Origin of the sequence: Streptomyces sp. CA-135486 (assembly GCF_050936555.1) — a bacterium.
Lineage (GTDB): Bacteria > Actinomycetota > Actinomycetes > Streptomycetales > Streptomycetaceae > Streptomyces.
The window spans coordinates 2911810-2931159 of record NZ_JBNJMM010000001.1; the positions used below are offsets into that span (position 1 = coordinate 2911810).

18 protein-coding genes, 1 pseudogene and 1 riboswitch are annotated in these 19350 nt (G+C 69.3%); of the genes and pseudogenes, 13 read left to right on the forward strand and 6 right to left on the reverse strand.

The features are described 5' to 3' along the window. Nucleotides 1-19: 19 nt before the first annotated feature. From ACQEVG_RS13195 to ACQEVG_RS13230, 8 genes and pseudogenes are all read left to right on the forward strand, one after another. Nucleotides 20-949 (forward strand): DUF881 domain-containing protein, encoded by a 930-nt coding sequence (locus ACQEVG_RS13195; protein ID WP_432981802.1) that lies wholly within the window; start codon nt 20-22, stop codon nt 947-949. Beyond that, the gene (locus ACQEVG_RS13200) at nt 946-1278 is read left to right on the forward strand and encodes a small basic family protein (RefSeq protein ID WP_003970459.1); all 333 of its coding nucleotides are present in this window, start codon (nt 946-948) and stop codon (nt 1276-1278) included. Before ACQEVG_RS13195 ends, ACQEVG_RS13200 begins: the two co-directional genes overlap by 4 nt. A 20-nt stretch (nt 1279-1298) precedes the next feature. Next, nucleotides 1299-2132, forward strand: coding sequence for a DUF881 domain-containing protein (locus ACQEVG_RS13205; RefSeq protein ID WP_432981806.1), 834 nt, complete (start codon nt 1299-1301; stop codon nt 2130-2132). A 148-nt stretch (nt 2133-2280) separates the two neighbouring features. Further along, nucleotides 2281-3162 (forward strand): FHA domain-containing protein, encoded by an 882-nt coding sequence (locus tag ACQEVG_RS13210; RefSeq protein ID WP_432985324.1) that lies wholly within the window; start codon nt 2281-2283, stop codon nt 3160-3162. A gap of 43 nt (nt 3163-3205) precedes the next feature. Then, complete coding sequence (ftsR, locus tag ACQEVG_RS13215; protein ID WP_432981809.1) at nt 3206-3949, forward strand: transcriptional regulator FtsR; 744 nt, start codon at nt 3206-3208, stop codon at nt 3947-3949. A gap of 53 nt (nt 3950-4002) precedes the next feature. Continuing rightward, nucleotides 4003-4476: a bifunctional nuclease family protein gene (locus tag ACQEVG_RS13220; protein ID WP_006123076.1), complete on the forward strand. Its 474-nt coding sequence runs from the start codon at nt 4003-4005 to the stop codon at nt 4474-4476. Nucleotides 4477-4643: 167 nt separating this feature from the next. Continuing rightward, nucleotides 4644-5240 carry a MerR family transcriptional regulator gene (locus tag ACQEVG_RS13225; RefSeq protein ID WP_432981814.1) on the forward strand — a complete coding sequence of 199 codons (597 nt, stop codon included), beginning with the start codon at nt 4644-4646 and terminating at the stop codon, nt 5238-5240. A gap of 61 nt (nt 5241-5301) precedes the next feature. After that, nucleotides 5302-6663, forward strand: a pseudogene (locus ACQEVG_RS13230) (DNA polymerase IV); the annotation flags it as partial. 29 nt (nt 6664-6692) lie between these two features. Here ACQEVG_RS13230 and ACQEVG_RS13235 read toward each other — a convergent pair. Further along, on the reverse strand, nt 6693-7124 hold the full coding sequence (locus tag ACQEVG_RS13235) for a PRC-barrel domain-containing protein (protein WP_432985327.1): 432 nt from the start codon (nt 7122-7124) through the stop codon (nt 6693-6695). A 102-nt stretch (nt 7125-7226) separates the two neighbouring features. Beyond that, nucleotides 7227-7324, forward strand: a riboswitch (glycine riboswitch). 176 nt (nt 7325-7500) lie between these two features. Between ACQEVG_RS13235 and gcvP the strand changes: the two genes are divergently transcribed. After that, complete coding sequence (gene gcvP, locus ACQEVG_RS13240) at nt 7501-10386, forward strand: aminomethyl-transferring glycine dehydrogenase (RefSeq protein WP_432981817.1); 2886 nt, start codon at nt 7501-7503, stop codon at nt 10384-10386. An 86-nt stretch (nt 10387-10472) separates the two neighbouring features. Here the strand turns inward: gcvP and ACQEVG_RS13245 are convergent, their stop codons facing one another. Together ACQEVG_RS13245 and ACQEVG_RS13250 are read right to left on the reverse strand one after the other, a co-directional pair. Beyond that, nucleotides 10473-10670 (reverse strand): DUF5999 family protein, encoded by a 198-nt coding sequence (locus ACQEVG_RS13245; protein WP_360883233.1) that lies wholly within the window; start codon nt 10668-10670, stop codon nt 10473-10475. 321 nt (nt 10671-10991) lie between these two features. Continuing rightward, nucleotides 10992-11579, reverse strand: coding sequence for a hypothetical protein (locus ACQEVG_RS13250; protein WP_432981820.1), 588 nt, complete (start codon nt 11577-11579; stop codon nt 10992-10994). 485 nt (nt 11580-12064) lie between these two features. On the opposite strand from ACQEVG_RS13250, the gene ACQEVG_RS13255 reads away from it, so the two are divergent. Continuing rightward, a complete protein-coding gene (locus ACQEVG_RS13255) occupies nt 12065-13609 on the forward strand; it encodes a glutamate-cysteine ligase family protein (RefSeq protein ID WP_432981823.1) in 1545 nt (514 codons plus the stop codon). Nucleotides 13610-13612: 3 nt separating this feature from the next. On the opposite strand, the gene ACQEVG_RS13260 is transcribed toward ACQEVG_RS13255, so the two are convergent. Then, nucleotides 13613-15400, reverse strand: a complete 1788-nt coding sequence (locus tag ACQEVG_RS13260) for a substrate-binding domain-containing protein (protein ID WP_432981826.1) — start codon at nt 15398-15400, stop codon at nt 13613-13615. 211 nt (nt 15401-15611) lie between these two features. Between ACQEVG_RS13260 and ACQEVG_RS13265 the strand changes: the two genes are divergently transcribed. Continuing rightward, complete coding sequence (locus tag ACQEVG_RS13265) at nt 15612-16364, forward strand: CPBP family intramembrane glutamic endopeptidase (RefSeq protein WP_432981829.1); 753 nt, start codon at nt 15612-15614, stop codon at nt 16362-16364. A gap of 89 nt (nt 16365-16453) precedes the next feature. On the opposite strand, the gene ACQEVG_RS13270 is transcribed toward ACQEVG_RS13265, so the two are convergent. Further along, nucleotides 16454-17275, reverse strand: coding sequence for a PhzF family phenazine biosynthesis protein (locus ACQEVG_RS13270; RefSeq protein ID WP_432981832.1), 822 nt, complete (start codon nt 17273-17275; stop codon nt 16454-16456). Nucleotides 17276-17413: 138 nt separating this feature from the next. Here ACQEVG_RS13270 and ACQEVG_RS13275 point away from each other — a divergent pair, with 138 nt between their 5' ends. Continuing rightward, a complete protein-coding gene (locus tag ACQEVG_RS13275; RefSeq protein ID WP_432981836.1) occupies nt 17414-18004 on the forward strand; it encodes a PadR family transcriptional regulator in 591 nt (196 codons plus the stop codon). A 101-nt stretch (nt 18005-18105) separates the two neighbouring features. On the opposite strand, the gene ACQEVG_RS13280 is transcribed toward ACQEVG_RS13275, so the two are convergent. Further along, complete coding sequence (locus tag ACQEVG_RS13280) at nt 18106-18534, reverse strand: type II toxin-antitoxin system Rv0910 family toxin (RefSeq protein ID WP_432981839.1); 429 nt, start codon at nt 18532-18534, stop codon at nt 18106-18108. Between the two features lie 243 nt (nt 18535-18777). Between ACQEVG_RS13280 and ACQEVG_RS13285 the strand changes: the two genes are divergently transcribed. After that, a complete protein-coding gene (locus ACQEVG_RS13285; RefSeq protein WP_432981842.1) occupies nt 18778-19335 on the forward strand; it encodes a Clp protease N-terminal domain-containing protein in 558 nt (185 codons plus the stop codon). Nucleotides 19336-19350 lie beyond the last annotated feature (15 nt).

The window sequence follows — 19350 nt, forward strand, 5'->3', positions numbered from 1 at the left end:
ACGTGCGACGATGTGCGGCATGTCGCAGCAGCCCCCCGTTCGGAGCACCGGCTCTCCACCCGCACGTCCCGATGCGTCCATGTCGCTGCTGACGAACGTGATGGAGCACAGCCTGGACGACGGTTACGCGGAGGCCACCGCCCGCCGGGAGGCCGAGGGCGGCGGGCTTCCCCGTCCGCTGCGTGCCAAGCTCGGGCTCGCGGCAGGTCTTGTGCTGGCGGCTCTGGTCGTCACCGTGGGGGCCGCGCAGGCGCGGATATCGGCACCGGTCGTGGCGAAGGAGCGCCAGGAGCTCATCGGCCGGATCGACGCGGAGACCGCGGACGCCGATGCGCTGGAGCGGAGCGTGGACAAGCTCCGCGACGAGGTGGGTGACCGGCAGCGCAAGGCACTCAAGACGCTGGGCGGGGACCAGGGGGAACTGGTCGCCCTGCTCTCCGGTGCCACCGAGGTCGTGGGCCCCGGCGTGAAGCTTGTCGTCGACGATGCGAAGGACACCGAACAGGGTGGCGGCGGACCGCGCGAGACCAGCGGCTTCAATGACACGGGCCGGGTCCGCGACCGCGATATGCAGCGGATCGTCAATGGGCTGTGGGAGTCGGGCGCGGAGGCGGTCGCGATCAATGGGCAGCGGTTGACCGCCCTGTCGGCGATCCGCGCGGCGGGCGACGCCATACTGGTCGACAACAAGCCGCTGGTGCCGCCGTACACGGTGCTCGCGGTGGGGGACGGGAAGAAGTTGAGCACCGCGTTCCAGGACAGTGCCGACGGGCAGTATCTGCACGCGTTGCAGGAGAACTTCGGTATCCGCACCAGCATCTCCACCGAGGCGAAGGTGCGTCTGCCGGCGGCGCCGAGCTTGATCGTACGTACAGCAGAGCCGAAGACCGCCGACGCCGGGAAGGGCAACGGGCAGGGCACGGCTGACACAGGGAAGGGCACATCGTGATCGCCGTACTGGGCCTCGTCGTCGGAGTCGTGGTCGGACTGTTGGTCCGACCCGAGGTGCCGGCGGTGGTCGAGCCCTATCTGCCGATCGCCGTCGTCGCGGCTCTGGACGCGGTCTTCGGTGGTTTGCGGGCCATGCTCGACGGGATCTTCGTCGACAAGGTCTTCGTCGTCTCCTTCCTGTCGAACGTGGTGGTGGCAGCGCTGATCGTGTTCCTGGGCGACAAGTTGGGCGTGGGCGCCCAGCTGTCGACGGGTGTGGTGGTCGTGCTCGGCATCCGGATCTTCTCGAATGCTGCCGCGATCCGCCGGCATGTGTTCCGGGCGTGAGGCGAATGAACAGCGAGCCGATGAACAGCGAAGACAAGCCGCAGGGCGAGGAGCCGGAGGCGACGGTGCCACCGGCTGCCCAGCCGGATCCCGCGGGCCCGCGAGAATCCGCTCAGCGGCCGGCTGCCGCTGAGCGGACCGGCAGGCAGCGACTGGTCGCCGTACTGTGGCCGCCGCGGGTCACGCGCGCCCAGCTCATCGTCGCCTTGCTGCTGTTCGTCCTCGGCCTGGGGCTTGCCATCCAGGTCCGCTCGAACAGCGACAACAGTGCGCTGCGCGGCGCCCGCCAGGAGGACCTGGTGCGTATTCTCGACGAGCTCGACAACCGCACCAAGCGCCTGGAGGACGAGAAGCAGCGTCTGGAGAACCAGCGCACCGAGCTGGAGAACAGCTCGGACCAGGCGGAAGAGGCACGCAAGCAGACGGTGCAGAAGGAGCAGCAGCTGGGCATCCTGGCCGGCACGGTCGCGGCGCAGGGCCCCGGGATCACGCTCACCGTCGAGGATCCGTCCGGCACGGTGGAGTCGGACATGCTGCTCGACGCGATCCAGGAACTGCGCGCCGCCGGCGCGGAAGCAATCCAGGTGAACGACATCAGGGTGGTGGCGAACACGTACTTCACGGGTACCGGCGGCGACATCGAGGTCGATGGAAAGAAGATCACCGCTCCCTACCGCTTCAAGGTCATCGGCAAACCGCAGGACCTCGAGCCCGCCCTCAACATCCCGGGCGGCGTGGTGCAGACACTGGAGAAGGAGCAGGCCACCGCCACGGTGGTGCGCTCGCAGAAGATCGTCGTGGACGCCTTGCGACCCGCGAAGCGGCCTGACTACGCTCGGTCGTCAGCGCAGTGAGACGGGAGCGCTTGGGGTACGGCAGACCCGGGCAAGAAGTTGCGGGGGGTCGGCTCATGACAAGCGTGCGGCGTGGTGGAAACTGTCTGGTGGTTACGGACGTTGTGAGGATGTCCGGGTCGGCAGGTGTGATCATTGAGGGTTCGTCCTGCCCCACGGGCGGGTCTATTTCGGTCAAGGGGAATCGCCCGTGAAGTTGTTTGGGAAGTTGTTCGGCAAGAGCGCACGCGAGGACGGCGGCAACGCCCGGCATCGCGCTCCGCGCCATGGCCAGGGTGAGGAGCAGGGCGCGGAGCGGCCGCTCTTCCGGGACGAGGTCGCTGGTCCGGGCGGTGACAATTCGGGCGGCCGGGGCGCGTCGTCTGTTGACCCTGCTGGTACCGGCCGCATAGGTTTCGGGGAACCATCAACCTCAAGTGCGGGTGGAGGGTTTAGCCCCGACCCGTATGCGACCAATCCCCACGCGGGGCAGCCGCAGCAGGAGGGTCCGTCCATGTCGGCCTTGGTTTGTACGAGGTGCGGGCACCGCAACGCCGAGGCCAGCCGGTTCTGCTCCAACTGCGGCGCGCCGCTGCGGGCCGGAGCCCCGGCGGAGCGCCCGTCGGAGACGACCTCGACGATCTCCATTTCCGGCCTCGAGGCGTACGACTCTGAGGTGACGGGTCAGACGCAGGTTCCGTCGCTCTCCCCGGAGGCCCAGGCGGCCGTCGACGCGCTGCCGCTCGGCTCGGCGCTCCTGGTGGTGCGCCGCGGTCCGAACTCGGGCAGCCGCTTCCTGCTGGACGGCGACCTGACCACGGCCGGCCGTCATCCGCAGAGCGACATCTTCCTCGACGACGTGACCGTCTCGCGGCGTCATGTGGAGTTCCGCAGGGGCGCGGACGGCCGTTTCAGCGTCGCGGACGTCGGCAGCCTGAACGGTACGTACGTCAACCGCGAGCGGATCGACTCGGTCCTCCTGTCGAACGGTGACGAGGTCCAGATCGGTAAGTACCGGCTGGTCTTCTACGCGAGCCAGCGGGGCATCTGACCCTCCCCCAGACCCCGTCCGGGGGGACCCCCAGGGAAGGTTCATGCTGCGAACACCGACGGGCGGTGCCGGCCACGGCACCGCCACCGCGGGCGAGAGGCTGATGAGCATCGGTACGGTACTCAGTCAGCTGCGCGACGAGTTTCCCGAGGTCACGATCTCCAAGATCCGTTTTCTGGAGGCCGAAGGGCTGGTCGAGCCCCGGCGCACGCCGTCCGGGTACCGCAAGTTCGGCCCCGAGGACGTGGAGCGGTTGGCTCAGGTACTTCGTATGCAGAGGGACCACTATCTTCCGCTGAAAGTCATCCGTGAGCATCTCGACGCCCTGAGCCGTGGCGAGCAGGTGCTGCTGCCTCCGCAGGGCGCCCAGCGGGAACTGCTCGAGGGCGCTTTCGAATCCGACGCCGAGCGCCCAACCGCCTCCCGATTGGGCAGGCCGGAGCTGATTGCGGCCGCCGAGGTGAGCGAGGCCGAGCTCGACGAGTGGGAGTCGTACGGCCTGCTGGCCGAGGACGAGGACGGCGGTTACGACGCGGAGTCGGTGACCGTGGCCAGACTTGTCGCCGATCTTGGGCGATTCGGCCTCGAACCACGCCATCTGCGCGCGATGAAGGCCGCCGCCGACCGCGAGGCCGGGCTGGTGGAACAGCTGGTCGCGCCCTTGCGGCGGCACCGTAATCCGCAGACCAGGGCACATGCCGAGGCCACCACCAAGGAGCTCGCAGCCCTGTCCGTACGGCTCCATGCGGCCCTTGTGCAGACGGCGCTCGGAGTCCGTCTGCACTGATCATGGGGGAGCCCGACTACCCAAACCGGTCGGGCACGTCCTAGGGTTGCTGTGTGAACGAGCTCGACGTTGTGGGTGTCCGGGTCGAAATGCCCTCGAACCAACCGATCGTGCTCCTGCGCGAAGTGGGAGGCGATCGGTACCTCCCCATTTGGATCGGTCCTGGGGAGGCAACCGCGATCGCCTTCGCCCAGCAGGGCATGGCACCGGCCAGACCGCTGACGCATGATCTTTTCAAGGATGTGCTGGAGGCGGTGGGCCAGGAGCTCACCGAGGTCCGCATCACCGACCTGCGAGAAGGCGTCTTCTACGCGGAGCTGGTCTTCGCCAGCGGGGTCGAGGTGAGCGCCAGACCGTCCGACGCCATAGCGCTTGCCCTGCGCACGGGTACGCCGATCTACGGCAGCGACGGGGTGCTCGACGACGCGGGAATCGCCATCCCGGACGAGCAGGAGGACGAGGTGGAGAAGTTCCGCGAGTTCCTCGATCAGATCTCGCCCGAGGACTTCGGCACCAACAGCCAGTGACCGCCCGACCGGGCGGCATGGGCACATCCGGCTAGCTGTTCCCCGAGCGGGGGCACGGCAAACCACTCTCAGGGTGATTATCACTCGGCGTGCCGAGTGTGGCGATCGTTGACGCACCCCGGGCGACTGCCTACCGTCGAGATGGCAGGTCAAGGACGGAGGTCGGCGTGAGAAACAGCGGCGACGGTGCGGCAGGGGGTCCCCCCGGACTGAGTCTGGGGGAGAGCGGGCCGTATCCGCTTCACGAGAGCGCAGCCGACTCCACCAGGGAGACGATCGGCTACCGAGGCCCCACCGCGTGTGCGGCGGCCGGCATCACGTATCGGCAGCTCGACTACTGGGCGCGCACGGGTCTTGTCGAACCCAGCGTGCGTCCCGCGTACGGATCGGGCACCCAGCGGCTCTACAGCTTCCGCGATGTGGTCGTCCTCAAGATCGTCAAACGTTTCCTGGACACCGGTGTCGCGCTCCAGAACATCCGTGCCGCGGTGCAGCATCTGCGGGCGCGGGGCTTCATGGACCTTGAGCGCATGACGCTGATGAGCGACGGCGCGACGGTCTACGAGTGCTCCTCGCCCGACGAGGTCGTCGATCTGCTCCAGGGCGGGCAGGGAGTCTTCGGAATCGCCGTCGGGGTGGTCTGGCGGGATGTCGAGGCGGCGCTGTCGCAGCTGCACGGCGAGCGGATCGACACCGGCGAGACCCTGGTCGGGAACAACCCCGCGGACGAGCTGGCCAGGCGCAGACGCGACCGGGCCGTCTGAGCGCTGCGAGCGCTGCCGGCTCCCGGCGCCATTGTCAGTGGCGTAGGGCAACATCAAAGTTGTGAGAACGACGCCGACGATTCTGCATCTGGACATGGATGCCTTCTTCGCCGCCGCCGAACAGGCGGCGAAGCCGAGTCTGCGCGGAAAGCCGGTGGTCGTCGGCGGGCTCGGGCCGCGCGGAGTCGTCGCCACCGCGTCGTACGAGGCCAGGCGGTTCGGGGTGCACTCGGCGATGCCGATGGCGCAGGCCAGACGTCTGGCGCCGAATGCCGCGTATCTGGTGCCGCGCTTCTCCCTCTACCGCACGGTGAGCGAGCAGGTGATGGGGCTGCTGCAGCGTCTTTCGCCGCTGGTGGAGCCGCTGAGCCTGGACGAGGCCTTTGTCGACCTGGAGGCGGGTGGCGCGGCGGACGACGCCTCGTCGGCCCGTGCGACCGGCGAGCGGCTGCGGGCCGACATCCGCGCGGTCACCGGGCTGACCGGTTCCGTCGGTCTCGCGGGATCCAAGATGCTCGCCAAAATCGCCTCCGAGCAGGCGAAACCCGATGGCTTGGTGCTCATAGTGCCCGGTACGGAACGAGACCTGCTCGGGCCCATGTCCGTACGCACGCTGCCAGGCGTCGGACCGGCGACCGGGGAACATCTGCGGCGGGCCGGTATGACCACGGTCGCCGATCTGGCGGAGGCCGGCGAGGACGAGCTCGTACGGCTGCTGGGCAAGGCGCACGGGACCTCGCTGTTCCGGATGGCCAGGGGGTACGACGACCGGCCGGTGGTGGCCGAGCGGGACACGAAGTCGGTGTCGGTCGAGGACACCTTCGACGTGGATCTGCACGACCGGGTGCGGGTGCGGACCGAGGTGGACAGGCTCGCTGACCGGTGCGTGCGGCGGCTGCGGGCGTCCGGGCACTCGGGGCGGACGATCGTGCTGAAGGTGCGGCGGTACGACTTCTCGACGCTGACGCGCTCGGAGACGCTGCGCGGGCCGACGGACGACCCCGCGGTGGTGCGGGAGGCCGCGGGGCGGCTGCTGGAGGCCGTGGACACCACGGGCGGGGTGCGGCTGCTCGGGGTCGGCGTGAGCGGGCTCGCGGACTACACCCAGGAGGATCTGTTCGCTCAGGCCGCCGCCGCCGACGAGCAGGCTGAAGCCGTTCCCGAGGAAGCGGCGGCGGAGGCCGAACAGGGGGCGCAGGAGGCAGAGGAGGCGGCCGGGACGGAGCCGGAGGTGCCCTCGGAGCGGCGCTGGGCAGCCGGGTACGACGTACGGCACGCCGAATACGGGGCGGGATGGGTGCAGGGCAGCGGCGTCGGCCGGGTCACCGTGCGGTTCGAGGAGCCTGGGTCGCCGCCCGGTCGCGTACGCACCTTCCGGGTGGACGATCCGGACCTGGAATTGTCCGATCCGCTGCCGCTGGTGCCGCTGCCCCCGTCCGGGCCGGAGCCGGGTCAGTCCTCCTGGCCGGCCACACGGCCGAAGGAGGTGTCGTCCGAGGAGGGCGGGGGACCCGAGGGGGGTGCGGGACCTGAGGAGGGTGCCGGCGTCTCGGGCGGCGCGGAGAGCTCGAGGCCGTAGTGGTGGTAGAGCTGCAGCTCCTGCTCGGGGGAGAGATGACGGCCGACTCCGAAGTCCGGTGCGTCCTTGATCAGCGAGCGCTCGTACGGGACGTGCAGGGTGTCGTCGACGACCTTGCTCGGCTCCAGCGGGACGAAGGCGTCCCGGCTGAACAGGCCGGTGCGCACAGCCGCCCACTCGGGGACACCCGTGGCGTCGTCCAGATACACCTCGTCCACAGTCCCGATCTTGGTGCCGTTGCGGTCGAACGCCTTGCGGCCGATCAGGCTGCGCGGATCGATGTCGGTCTGCACGGTCCCTCCAATTGGTCGCAACTGCTGATTAAATACTACAAAAGTGCACATCGGGGGCGTCGGCCACTTGAGCGATCGACGAGGGGGCGCGCTGGTACCCTGGCAAGCGGCTGCTGACCCTGTGCGGGAGAGTCCACCGGTGACGTACCGGCTGGCGCCGAAGGAGCAAATCCTCCCCGGAATCTCTCAGGCCCCCGTACCGCACGGACGAGGTCACTCTGGAAAGCAGGGCGGGTGTCGGACGGCAACCGCTCTCACCGACGGTGAAAGCCGGGGCGCCTCGTGCGCGCCGGTGAAGCTCTCAGGTTGAGATGACAGAGGGGGAGGCCGTCCGGGCATCCGCGCCGGATGCCCCTCGTAGGTCGCGTCAGACCAGGAGGCCTCCTTAATGACCGCCAACCGCATTCCGCTCTCCCAGCTTGAGCGCGGCACCCCCTTCGAGCAGCGCCACATCGGGCCGGACGCCGGGGCCCAGGCCAAGATGCTGGCACACGTCGGGTACGGCTCGCTCGACGAGCTGACCGCCGCCGCGGTGCCTGATGTGATCAAGAGCGCGGAGGCGCTGAACCTCCCGGACGCGCGCACCGAGGCCGACGTCCTCGCCGAGCTGCGCACTCTTGCCGACCGCAATCAGGTGCTCGCGCCGATGATCGGCCTCGGCTACTACGGCACCTTCACGCCGCCGGTCATTCTGCGCAACGTCATGGAGAACCCGGCCTGGTACACCGCGTACACGCCCTACCAGCCGGAGATCTCCCAGGGCCGGCTCGAGGCGCTGCTCAACTTCCAGACGATGGTCGCCGACCTGACCGGGCTGCCCACCTCCGGCGCCTCACTGCTCGACGAGAGCACCGCCGCCGCCGAGGCCATGTCGCTCGCCCGCCGGGTCGGCAAGGTCAAGAACGGCGTCTTCCTGGTCGACGCCGACGCCCTGCCGCAGACCATCGCGGTGATAGAGACCCGTGCCGAACCGACCGGCGTCGAGGTCGTCACCGCCGACCTGAGCGAAGGCATCCCGGCCGAGATCGCCGAGCGCGGCGTCTTCGGTGTGCTGCTCCAGTACCCGGGCGCGTCCGGTGCCGTACGCGACATCAAGCCCCTCATCGAGCAGGCGCACGAGCTCGGCGCGATCGTCACCGTGGCCGCCGATCTGCTGGCGCTGACCCTGCTCACCTCGCCGGGCGAGCTGGGCGCCGACATCGCCGTGGGCACCACGCAGCGCTTCGGCGTCCCGATGGGCTTCGGCGGCCCGCACGCCGGTTACATGGCCGTACGCGAGAAGTTCGCGCGCAGCCTGCCCGGCCGACTGGTGGGTGTCTCCGTCGACGCCGACGGCAACAAGGCGTACCGGCTCGCGCTGCAGACCCGTGAGCAGCACATCCGCCGGGAGAAGGCCACCAGCAACATCTGCACCGCCCAGGTGCTGCTCGCCGTCATGGCGGGGATGTACGCCGTCTACCACGGCCCCGAGGGCCTGCGCTCGATCGCGCAGCGCACCCACCGGTACGCGAGCCTGCTCGCCGCGGGCCTGCGGGCCGGTGGCGTGGAGGTCGTGCACGGGTCGTACTTCGACACGCTGACCGCCCGGGTGCCCGCCAAGGGCGCCGAGGTGGTCGCCGCCGCCCGCGAGGGCGGGGTCAACCTCCATCTCGTCGACGCCGACACCGTCTCCATCGCCTGCGACGAGACCACGGGACGTACGCAACTGACCGCCGTATGGGCAGCCTTCGGCGTCGAGGGTGACATCGAGACGCTGGACGCGGCGACCGCGGACCCGCTGCCCGAGTCGCTGCTGCGGACCGACGACTACCTCACGCATCCGGTCTTCCACCAGCACCGTTCCGAGACGGCGATGCTGCGCTATCTGCGCAGGCTGGCCGACCGGGACTACGCGCTGGACCGCGGCATGATCCCGCTCGGCTCCTGCACGATGAAGCTGAACGCGACCACCGAGATGGAGCCGGTCACCTGGCCGGAGTTCGGACAGATCCATCCCTTTGCGCCGGTCGAGCAGGCCGAGGGGTACCTCACGCTCATCCATGAGCTGGAGGAACGCCTGGCCGAGGTCACCGGGTACGACGCGGTGTCCATCCAGCCCAACGCCGGCTCGCAGGGCGAGCTCGCCGGCCTGCTCGCCGTGCGCGCGTACCACCGCGCCAACGGCGACACCCAGCGCACCGTCTGTCTCATCCCGTCCTCGGCGCACGGCACCAACGCCGCCAGCGCCGTGATGGCCGGTATGAAGGTCGTCGTGGTCAAGACCGCCGACGACGGCGAGGTCGACGCCGAGGACCTGCGCGCCAAGATCGAGCAGTACCGCGACGAGCTCTCGGTCCTGATGATCACCTACCCGTCCACGCACGGTGTGTTCGAGGAGCACGTCGCCGACATCTGCGCCCAGGTGCACGACGCCGGCGGCCAGGTGTACGTCGACGGCGCCAACCTCAACGCGCTGGTGGGCCTCGCCAGGCCCGGCAGGTTCGGCGGCGACGTCTCACATCTCAACCTGCACAAGACCTTCTGCATCCCGCACGGCGGCGGCGGCCCCGGCGTCGGTCCGGTGGGCGTACGGGCGCACCTCGCCCCGTTCCTCCCGAACCACCCGCTCCAGCCGACCGCGGGGCCCGAGACGGGCGTGGGACCGATCTCGGCCGCACCGTGGGGCTCGGCGGGTATCCTGCCGATCTCCTGGGCGTACGTACGTCTCATGGGTGGCGAGGGCCTCAAGCGTGCGACACAGGTCGCCGTACTCGCGGCCAACTACATCGCCAAGCGCCTGGAGCCGCACTACCCGGTGCTCTACACCGGCCCGGCCGGTCTGGTCGCGCACGAGTGCATCGTCGATCTCCGGCCGATTTCGAAGGCGGCCGGCGTCAGCGTCGACGACATCGCCAAGCGTCTGATCGACTACGGCTTCCACGCGCCGACGATGTCCTTCCCGGTGGCCGGCACGCTGATGATCGAGCCCACCGAGAGCGAGGACCTGAACGAGATCGACCGCTTCTGTGACGCGATGATCGCGATCCGCGGCGAGATCGAGAAGGTCGCGTCCGGCGAGTGGCCCGCGCAGGACAATCCGCTGAGCAACGCCCCGCACACCGCGGCGGCGCTGGGCGGTGAGTGGGCACATGCCTACAGCCGCGACGAGGCGGTCTTCCCGGCAGGCGTGAGTGCCGCGGACAAGTACTGGCCGCCGGTGCGCCGGATCGACGGTGCGTTCGGCGACCGTAACCTCGTCTGCTCCTGCCCGCCGATGGACGAGTACGAGGGCTGACAGTCTCGGCCGACGGCGGCGCGCATGCGTGGGGGCCGGTGCGGAGATTCAGTCTCCGGGCCGGCCCCTTGTCGTACGTGACGGACCTAGGCGGCCGTCATCACCTCGCGCGGCCGGTGCGGCGCGATGATCTGCCCGTCCGGCAGCAGCTCGCCGGTGTCCTCGAAGAGCAGGACGCCGTTGCACAGCAGGCTCCAGCCCTGCTCCGGGTGGTGCGCCATGAGGCGCGCCGCTTCCCGATCGGGTGAGTCGGATGTCGGGCAGGCTGGCTGGTGCTGGCACATGGGTGGGTTCTTTCGCTGCGGTGTAGTGAGTGTCCTGCGGCTCGATGAGGTGTTCATGGCCGCCCCCCGTATCTGTCGGTCGGATCCCAGTGTTGCCCCACGGGCGCCAATCCGCAGGGATTTCGCGGCAGCTCTACTTACTGGTTAATGACGTATCACCCGCGCGGACGGTTCAGCTCAACTTCATTGTCCTTCTGGGTGGTTCGCTGTGGCCGTTACGGGCTAGTCCACCTGAGGCAGGAGTGCGCCCCGCGACCGGAGGGTCACGGGGCGCGAGCAGCGCTCGAGGCGGGCGCGAAGAAGGTTCGAGGGGCGCGCCCCTCAGGCGGGTGAGCCGAGCAGCCGGGCCGGTGCGAGCCGCAGGGTCATCACCGGCAGCAGATCGGCGACCCGGTGCGGATGGTGCGCGGCGATGCCCGGCGGCGCGGGCGCGAGCGGCACCAGTACGTCCGTCGGCCGGGGGGTGCCGGCCGAGGCATCGGCGTCCGTGTCGCCGTGCAGCCAGAGGGTGAGCATGTAGAGCTCGGGGATAGACAGCAGCCGTGGCTGGAAGTGGGTTCTCATCGACTCGGCCTGGCGAAGCGCCCGTTCGGTGGAGCTGAGGTAGGGGCCTTCGAAGAAGTGCGAGAAGGTCCAGCCGTCGGGGGTGAGCACGGTCTCCGCCGCTGCCACGGCGCGTTCGCCGTTGCGGATCAGGAAGCGCCAGCCCGTCAGGCGGGTGTACGGGGTGGTGCTGCTCGGCACGATCTGATCCAGTACATGGACAGGGAGGGGCAGTTCGGGGCTCAGAGGTCCCTGGACGGACCGGAGAGCGGGGGTGCGGGCCTCGTGGACGGCCGTGGGAGAGCCGAGTGCCGCGAGGACGCAACGCAGGGCGGGCGCGGGAGCCGGGGGGACATGCAGCGGCATGATGGGTCGCCTCTCACTTCGGAGACACGTTGATGCAAGGGGGAGGTGCGGACGGCACTGTCAGCGTTTGGGGGCCAGAGGGGGCCGGAAAGGCCACCGGGCGCCAACTCTCTGCCTCGTAAGCAAAGTTTATACGACACGTGTTCTCGCAGTGTTTCTGCTAGCGCTCGTGCGTATTTCCGGTAATGCGATATCAGGTCCCCCTGATGCGGAGTTTCTGCCGATTTCTTCATGGCCGCAAGGCCCCGGCCTGGGATTTTACCGGAGGCGCGGTAGGCTGAAACGCGTCGGCATTTTTCACCAGGCATCGGGCAATGGTAACTGCGCACTGCATCATGCCGAGTGAATGTGCCACTCGGCCAATGTCACCACACTACCGGCAGCGGACCGCCCGTGGGGCGTTACAGATCAGCTCGTGTGGGCATTATCGTCCGTGACGCGAGCGGCCGATGCTGCGTGATGCCCACTCGAGGAGGGACGCTTCGATGGGGGAGAAGGTCGTGGCAGGCGGGTTCGACCTGTCCGATCGGCAAAGGTACCGGAGGAAGTTGCAGCAGTGCCTCGCGGGACTCGGGAGGCTGCTGGCCGAGAAGAGGTTCGACCGGCCCCGGAATCTCATGGGCCTTGAGATCGAGCTGAATCTCGCAGGCGCCGACGGACTGCCGCGGATGGTGAATGCGGAGGTTCTGGAACGTATCGCGAGCCGCGATTTCCAGACCGAGCTCGGAATGTTCAACCTGGAAGTAAATATCGTTCCGCACCGGCTGAGCGGGCGCGTTCTCGACCAGCTGGCAGAGGAGTTGCGCACCGGACTCGGATATGCCCACCGGAAAGCTGCCGAGATCGGCTCGGGGATCGTGATGATCGGAATTCTTCCGACGCTCGCCCAGCATGATCTGGTCTCCGCGAACCTTTCGGACGTCGACAGGTACGCACTGCTCAACGAGCAGATTGTCGCGGCCCGCGGCGAGGAGTTCATGCTCGATATCGACGGTGTGGAGCGGCTGACCTGCACCTCGGCGTCGATTGCCCCTGAGTCGGCCTGCACCTCCGTACAGCTGCACCTCCAGGTGACGCCCGCGCGGTTCGCGGACGTGTGGAACGCCGCTCAGGCCGTGGCCGCCGTCCAGGTCGCCGTCGGCGCCAACTCGCCCTTCCTGTTCGGCAGGGAGCTCTGGCGAGAGTCCAGGCCACCGCTGTTCCAGCAGGCCACCGACACCCGGCCGCCGGAACTCCAGGCCCAGGGCGTGCGCCCGCGGACCTGGTTCGGCGAGCGGTGGGTGAACTCCGCGTACGACCTGTTCGAGGAGAATCTGCGCTACTTCCCGGCCCTGCTGCCGATCTGCGGCGAGGAGGAGGACCCGCTGCGGGTGCTCGACGACGGCGGCGTCCCCGGGCTCCAGGAGCTCGTTCTGCACAACGGCACCGTGTACCGCTGGAACCGGCCGGTGTACGGAGTCGTCGACGGCGTGCCCCATCTGCGGGTGGAGAACCGCGTGCTGCCCGCCGGGCCCACGGTCACCGATGTGGTCGCCAACGCCGCCTTCTACTACGGTCTGGTGCGCGCTCTCGCCGAAGATGCCAGGCCGGTGTGGAGCAGGCTGCCCTTCGCCGCCGCGGCCGACAACTTCGACACCGCGTGTCGTCACGGCATCGACGCCGAGCTCCAGTGGCCGCGCCCGGGGCGGGCCGGCGGCATCTCTCGGGTGCCCGCCGTCAAGCTCGTACGGGACGAACTGCTGCCGCTGGCCGCAGCGGGGCTCGACGCGTGGCACGTCGAGCCCGCAGACCGCGACTACTACCTCAACGTCATCGAGGAGCGGTGCAAGCGGCGGGTGAACGGGGCCTCGTGGCAGGCCGACACCTTCCACAGGGCCCTGGAGGCCGGTCTGGAACGGGACGCCGCCCTGGCCGCCACCACCCGGCGCTACAGCGAGCTGATGCATCAGGGGGAGCCGGTGCACACCTGGCCGGTGGGCTTCCCGGGTTCGGCCCCGGGCTCGGGCGCCGTCCCCGATGCTCAGTTCTGACACTCAATTCTGGGCGGAGGGTTGTCCCGTCTGCCCGACCGCCATGATCGCCTTCAGGATCACGGCCTGGATCTCGGCGGGGTCGGTGACCTGGTAGCCCGCGCCGCCCGTTGCCCTGGCGATCTGGTCGACCTCCCTCCGGTCCGCGTCGGGCCCGACCGCGATGGCGATCAGCGGTACCGGGCGCTCCGTGTCGGAGAGCGTCCTGAGCTCGGAGATCAGCGCACTGCGGGAGATGCTGAACTGGTCCTGGTTCGAGCCGTCGGTGAGGACGACCAGGGCGTTGAACTTGCCCTTGACGTAGGTCTCCCGGGCCTCCTTGTAGGCCGCCAGCGTCGTGTCGTACAGACCGGTCGAACCGTTCGGCACGGCAGCGAGCGCCTTGAATGCCTTGGAGAGCCGTGCCCGCTGGGTACCGCCGTCCACCCGGGCGCCGAGCCGGGCCGTCGCCACCAGCTTGCGGTAGTCGTGCGCACCGTCGAGCCCGGTGGCGAACTCCCACAGTCCGATCTCGTCCTCCGGCGTGAACTGGTCGAGCGCCTGGAGCAGCGAGGCCTTGGTGACATCGAGCCGGCTGTCGGGTTCACGGCCCGGCACCGGCGACTGCATCGAGCCCGAGACATCGACGACCGTGGTCAGCCGGGCACTCTGCACGGTGATGGTCCACATGCCGAGCGTCTCCTGGAGGGCATCCGACGACGGGGCCCCGGCGGCGGCCTGGTTGGCGTACGGCTGCGGGTCGCGGCCGCCCGCCGTGTGTACAAAACTCTCCGCGGCCTTCTCGCCGGCCAGACGGAAGCCGTGCGACCTGAGAGTCTGCTGGGACTCCGCCTCACCCAGCAGCACCAGGAAGCGCGTGGCGGCCCGCCCCTCGTCGGTGCTCAGCTCGCTCTCGTCGACCAGGTTGTACGGATAGTCCAGCTGCGGTGTGCCGTCCTCGGGATAGAAGAGCTCGAGGTCGCGCGCGCCGTCGGCGGCGGAGTTGTGAGCGAAGGCGGCCTGCTCGGAGAGGAACGCGGCCTGGTTGCGCCGGGAATCGCCGTTCGAGGAGTCGTCCGGCGCGAGGGTGCGTACGACCTGCGAGTCCGCGGCGGAGACCCGCTGCGAGAGCAGCTTGGCGGTGGCCGCGACCTTGGTGTCGGCGTCCGGGCCCTCCGTCGCCACGGACTGGGAGATGCTCGCGAGCGCCAGCAGCCCGGTCGTGCTGCGCGCGGGGTCGGCGGCGCCGAGGCGCACGGCGCCCTGCGCTCCACCGGCCGCCGCCAACTCTGCCCAGGTGTATGTCTTCTCCGGCCAGCCGAGCGTCGTACCCGCCGACTGCACCGCGGCCAGGACGACGGGGGAGAGCGCGACATTGCCGGCCGGCGTCAGGGGCACGCCGTCCCCGAGTGCCTTGACCCGCTCGGCCCAGACCCCGGAGTCGGGCAGCCACAGCTCGTAGTCGGGTTTGACCCGGCCTTCGGCGAGCTCCCGCGCGACCTGGTGGTTCTCGCGGGCGGTGACCCGGATGTCCATGCACTGGCCGTCGGAGGTGATTTTCTCCCTGCGGGCCCGGTCGGCGATCTCGCGCACGGACGGGGCGATGTCGGGCGAGGCGACGAGGTCCAGGTGTACGGCCGAGCCCTCGCACGACTTCGCGAAGGACAGAAGGCCGCTCCGCGCTGCGACGCCCGTCCCCGCAGCCACTGCGAGTACGAGCACCGTGGCGACGACGACCGTGCGGCGGCGCACACGAGGACCGGACCTGCTGCCGTCCGGCGCCTCGTCGTCGGGCAAGCTGTGACGTCCCATGCGGTGGTGCCCCTCCTTGAACGACGAACAAGGAAAAAGGGGACCGCGTCATCACGATGGCGCTCGTCCCCCGGCCTGTCGCGCGCGATCTTCGCACCTGTATTCGAGACCCTAGCGGGGCGAGGATGGGGATGAGGGCGGGATTACTCAACTGGAGGCAGGTGTGCAGGCGGAGGCGGGACGCGTGGCCGATTCTCTTCCCCAGGAGGGCATGTCACGAAGGATCTTGCGATCCGAGACACTGCTCGTACTCGCGCTCTCGCTGGGTGCGAGCGCGGTGTCGGCGCTGATCAGCTTTGTCGGGTCGCTGACGAAACCGGGCGGGCTCAGGGACCAGGCGGCGACGCTGAACGGGTCGTACGCTCCCGGGCGGCCCTGGCTCGATCTCGCTTGGCAGCTGTTCGACATCGCGACGGCCCTGGTGCCTGTGCTGCTCGTCGCGCATCTGCTGCTGCGGGAGGGCGTGGGGCTGCGGTCGATCGGTTTCGACCGGAGCCGGCCATGGGGTGATCTGGGGCGTGGAGCGCTGGTCGCGGCCGGTATCGGCGGCGCCGGGCTCGCGTTCTATCTGGTGGCGCGTGCTTCCGGGTTCAACCTCACCGTGGTGCCGGAGGCGCTGCCCGAGGTGTGGTGGAAGTACCCCGTGCTGATCCTCTCGGCGCTCCAGAACGCCGTGGTGGAGGAAGTGATCGTCGTCGGCTATCTGCTGCGCAGGCTGGGGCAGTTGGGCTGGACGCCGATGGCGGCGCTGGTGGCGAGCTCGGTGCTGCGCGGTTCGTACCACCTCTACCAGGGCATCGGCGGGCTCATCGGCAACATGGTGATGGGCGTGGTCTTTGTGCTGCTCTACCGGCGGTGGGGGCGGGTGGGGCCGCTGGTGGCGGCGCATGCGCTGCTCGACATCGTGGCATTCGTCGGCTATGCGCTGCTGGCCGGGAAGGTGGAGTGGCTGCCCACGCCATGAGCGGGGCGGGCTGAAGAACGAGTGCAGAGCGACGGGAGCGGGCTGAAGGGGCGTACGGCAGTTGCCGTACGCCCCTTGGTGTGTGCGGATCAGGGTGCGGTCAGCAGCTCGCCGTCGATGACGGTCACGGCGTGACCGGTCAGCAGGGTGCGCTCGCCCTGCAGGGAGGTGCGTACCAGGCCGGAGCGGGCGGAGGCCTGCAGGCCGGTCAGTTCGGAGCGGCCGAGACGGGCCGACCAGAACGGCGCGAGAGCCGTGTGCGCGCTGCCGGTGACCGGATCCTCGTCGATGCCGACCCGGGGGAAGAAGCAGCGCGATACGAAGTCGTGGCCGCCGGCCGGATCGGCGGCGGCGGCCGTGGTGATGATGCCGCGCTCGGAGTGGTCCACAAGAGCGCGGATGTCCGGAGTCAGCTCTCGTACGGCCTTCTCGTCGGCGAGCTCGACCAGTAGATCGCCGATGTGCGGGCCGGTGTCGTGCGCCGAGAGCACGTCGGCGCCGAGCGCTTCGCTGATGCCTTCCGGGATCGCTACCTCCGTCAGTGGGGACGTCGGGAAGTCGAGGGTGATGGTGCCGTCCTCGTGGGCGGTGGCGGTCAGGATGCCGCAGCGTGCGGTGAAGCGCACCGTGCCGCTCGCGGTGCCGGTGGTGTGCAGGACATGGGCGCTGGCCAGCGTGGCGTGGCCGCACATGTCGACCTCGGTGGCGGGGGTGAACCAGCGCAGCGCCCAGTCGGCCGCGCCGCCGGCGGGGAGCGGGTGGGCGAAGGCCGTCTCCGCATGGTTCACCTCCGTCGCCACGTGCTGGAGCCAGGAGTCGTCCGGGAAGTGGTCGGAGTCCAGCAGCAGGACTCCGGCGGGGTTGCCGCTGAAGGGACGGTCGGTGAAGGCGTCGACGATTCGAATCCGCATGGAGCGACCGTAGGGCCGGCACAAAGCCGCAGGCCAAGGCCAATTCGGGCTCGCTGGACCGATTGGGTGTTGTCAGGCGACAGGTTCCGATATATCGTTGACGCATCGCGACAGATCAACGATGGAAGGAGCGTAGCGATGCGTTCACATGGACAGGGGCATGGGCACTGCGGGCCCGGCCATCAGGGTCGGGGCGACTTCGAGGGGCGCCGGGGGGCATTCGGTCCGTTCGGACCGCCGTTCGGCGGGCCCTTCGGTGGCGGACGCGGTCGTGGCGGCGGTCGGGGAAGGGCGCGGCGCGGTGATGTGCGCGCCTCGATCCTGGCGCTGCTGAAGGACCGTCCGATGCACGGTTACGAGATGATCCAGGAGATCGGGGAGCGCAGTGGAGGGGCCTGGCGGCCCAGCCCGGGCTCGGTGTATCCGACGCTCCAGTTGCTCGAGGACGAAGGTCTGATAACCAGCGCGAGCGAGGGCGGCAAGAAGCTGTTCACGCTCACCGACTCGGGGCGCACCGAGGCCGAATCGGGGCCCGAGGCCCCGTGGGAAGAGGTCGGGCGCGGAGTCGACTGGGACACGGTCAATGAGATCCGGCAGGCCGGTTTCGGTCTGATGGAAGCCTTCGGCCAGGTCTGGAAGACCGGCAGCGCCGAGCAGCGGCAGAAGGCTGTCGCCGTGATCAACGAAGCCCGTAAGAAGCTCTATCTGATCCTCGCCGACGAACACTGAGTCGACGAACGCTGAGCCGACGAACGCTGTCGACGAATGCTGAGTCGTGGCGCGAGAAGGGTCCCGTGCAGCCGCGCGGGGCCCTTTCCGTGTCAGCGGTCTCAGGCGACGAGGCCACCCAGCTTGCGCAGCGACTCATTGAGCGCGGCGGTCGCCGAGTCCTTGAGCTTTCCGGCCATCAGTGACACGGCGGCGCCGGTGAACTCCCCGTCGATGCGCACCTTCGTGCCGTCCCCGTCCGGGGTGAGGGTGTAGCGGTTGCCGACGCTGACCCCCATCGGCCCCTTTCCCTTGATCCCCAGCACCCGGCCCGACTCGAACTCGTCCACGGTCCAGGCCACTTCGGCGGGGAAGCCCATGAGCTTCATGTTCTCCTCGTAGGTGGTTCCGAGCTCCAGCGTCGCCGGTCCGCCCTTGGGGAAGCTGGTGTGGGTGGCGTTCCACTGGCCGTAGCTGGTGAAGTCCGTGAGCTGGGCCCAGACCTTCTCGGCCGGCGCCTCGATACGGGCCTCGGCGCTGACTTCGGCCATACGACCACCCCTTCATGTCGGGTCTCGGTGCCGCGGAACGTAGCCGGGCCTGCGCGAACATTCAATACTGATGAACAGTCAGTTCTACTCGACGGCTCTCGGGGGGAGGGGGCCTCGGGGAGAACTGTCCCGATCTCATCCGCAAGGAGGAGAAACCGGTCGCACGTGCGCAACCTCCGTGGGATGCGCAAATGGGCCCCGGCGGGGACGCCCGGGCCTCCGGAAGCTGATGTGGTGGAAGACGTGCAAAGCCCTACCCCGTGGGTGCCTCAACAGCCCGCAACCCGCACGGAGATCGACGCCAAACTCACGGTGGAGCTGGCGTCGGTGGTCGCGGCTGCGCGCAGGAGGGCACTGCGCGACGGTGACCGCCAGATCGACACGGCACATCTTCTGCACTCGCTGATCGAGACGGACCCCGGGGTGCGGACCGCGCTCGGCGACGTGGCGCAGGTGGCGCGGGTGCTCGGCTATCTCGTACAGCGCAGCATCGGATACGGGCTGCGCTGGCAGGGCTCGGTGGAGCACTCCGGCGCGGTTCCTGGCGTACGGGGCAGCGCCGTACGTGACAGGCATGCGGAGGTGCCGGGGTGGTCGCCGTCGGCGGTCGTCGCGATGGAGAGTGCCATCGAGCGCGCCGGGCTGCGCGGCGGGGCGCGGGCCGGTGGCGTCGATCTGCTCGCCGGTATCGCCGCGGACCGCGAATGCCGGGCCGTGGAGGTCCTCGGGCGGGCGGGAGTTGACGTGGAACTGCTGGCCGGGCGGTTGGCCGCGTTGTCTCGACATGTGTCACAGGGGTGACGGTCCTGACCGGCG

Coding starts and splice junctions, on each gene's coding strand:
- ACQEVG_RS13195 (WP_432981802.1), top strand. CDS start 20: ATGTCGCAGCAGCCCCCCGTTCGGAGCACCGGCTCTCCACCCGCACGT.
- ACQEVG_RS13245 (WP_360883233.1), bottom strand. CDS start 10,670: ATGTGCCAGCACCAGCCAGCCTGCCCGACATCCGACTCACCCGATCGG.
- ACQEVG_RS13280 (WP_432981839.1), bottom strand. CDS start 18,534: ATGGCCGAAGTCAGCGCCGAGGCCCGTATCGAGGCGCCGGCCGAGAAG.
- ACQEVG_RS13255 (WP_432981823.1), top strand. CDS start 12,065: ATGGGGGAGAAGGTCGTGGCAGGCGGGTTCGACCTGTCCGATCGGCAA.
- ACQEVG_RS13270 (WP_432981832.1), bottom strand. CDS start 17,275: ATGCGGATTCGAATCGTCGACGCCTTCACCGACCGTCCCTTCAGCGGC.
- ACQEVG_RS13275 (WP_432981836.1), top strand. CDS start 17,414: ATGCGTTCACATGGACAGGGGCATGGGCACTGCGGGCCCGGCCATCAG.
- ftsR (WP_432981809.1), top strand. CDS start 3,206: ATGCTGCGAACACCGACGGGCGGTGCCGGCCACGGCACCGCCACCGCG.
- ACQEVG_RS13250 (WP_432981820.1), bottom strand. CDS start 11,579: ATGCCGCTGCATGTCCCCCCGGCTCCCGCGCCCGCCCTGCGTTGCGTC.
- ACQEVG_RS13265 (WP_432981829.1), top strand. CDS start 15,612: ATGTCACGAAGGATCTTGCGATCCGAGACACTGCTCGTACTCGCGCTC.
- ACQEVG_RS13205 (WP_432981806.1), top strand. CDS start 1,299: ATGAACAGCGAAGACAAGCCGCAGGGCGAGGAGCCGGAGGCGACGGTG.
- ACQEVG_RS13260 (WP_432981826.1), bottom strand. CDS start 15,400: ATGGGACGTCACAGCTTGCCCGACGACGAGGCGCCGGACGGCAGCAGG.
- gcvP (WP_432981817.1), top strand. CDS start 7,501: ATGACCGCCAACCGCATTCCGCTCTCCCAGCTTGAGCGCGGCACCCCC.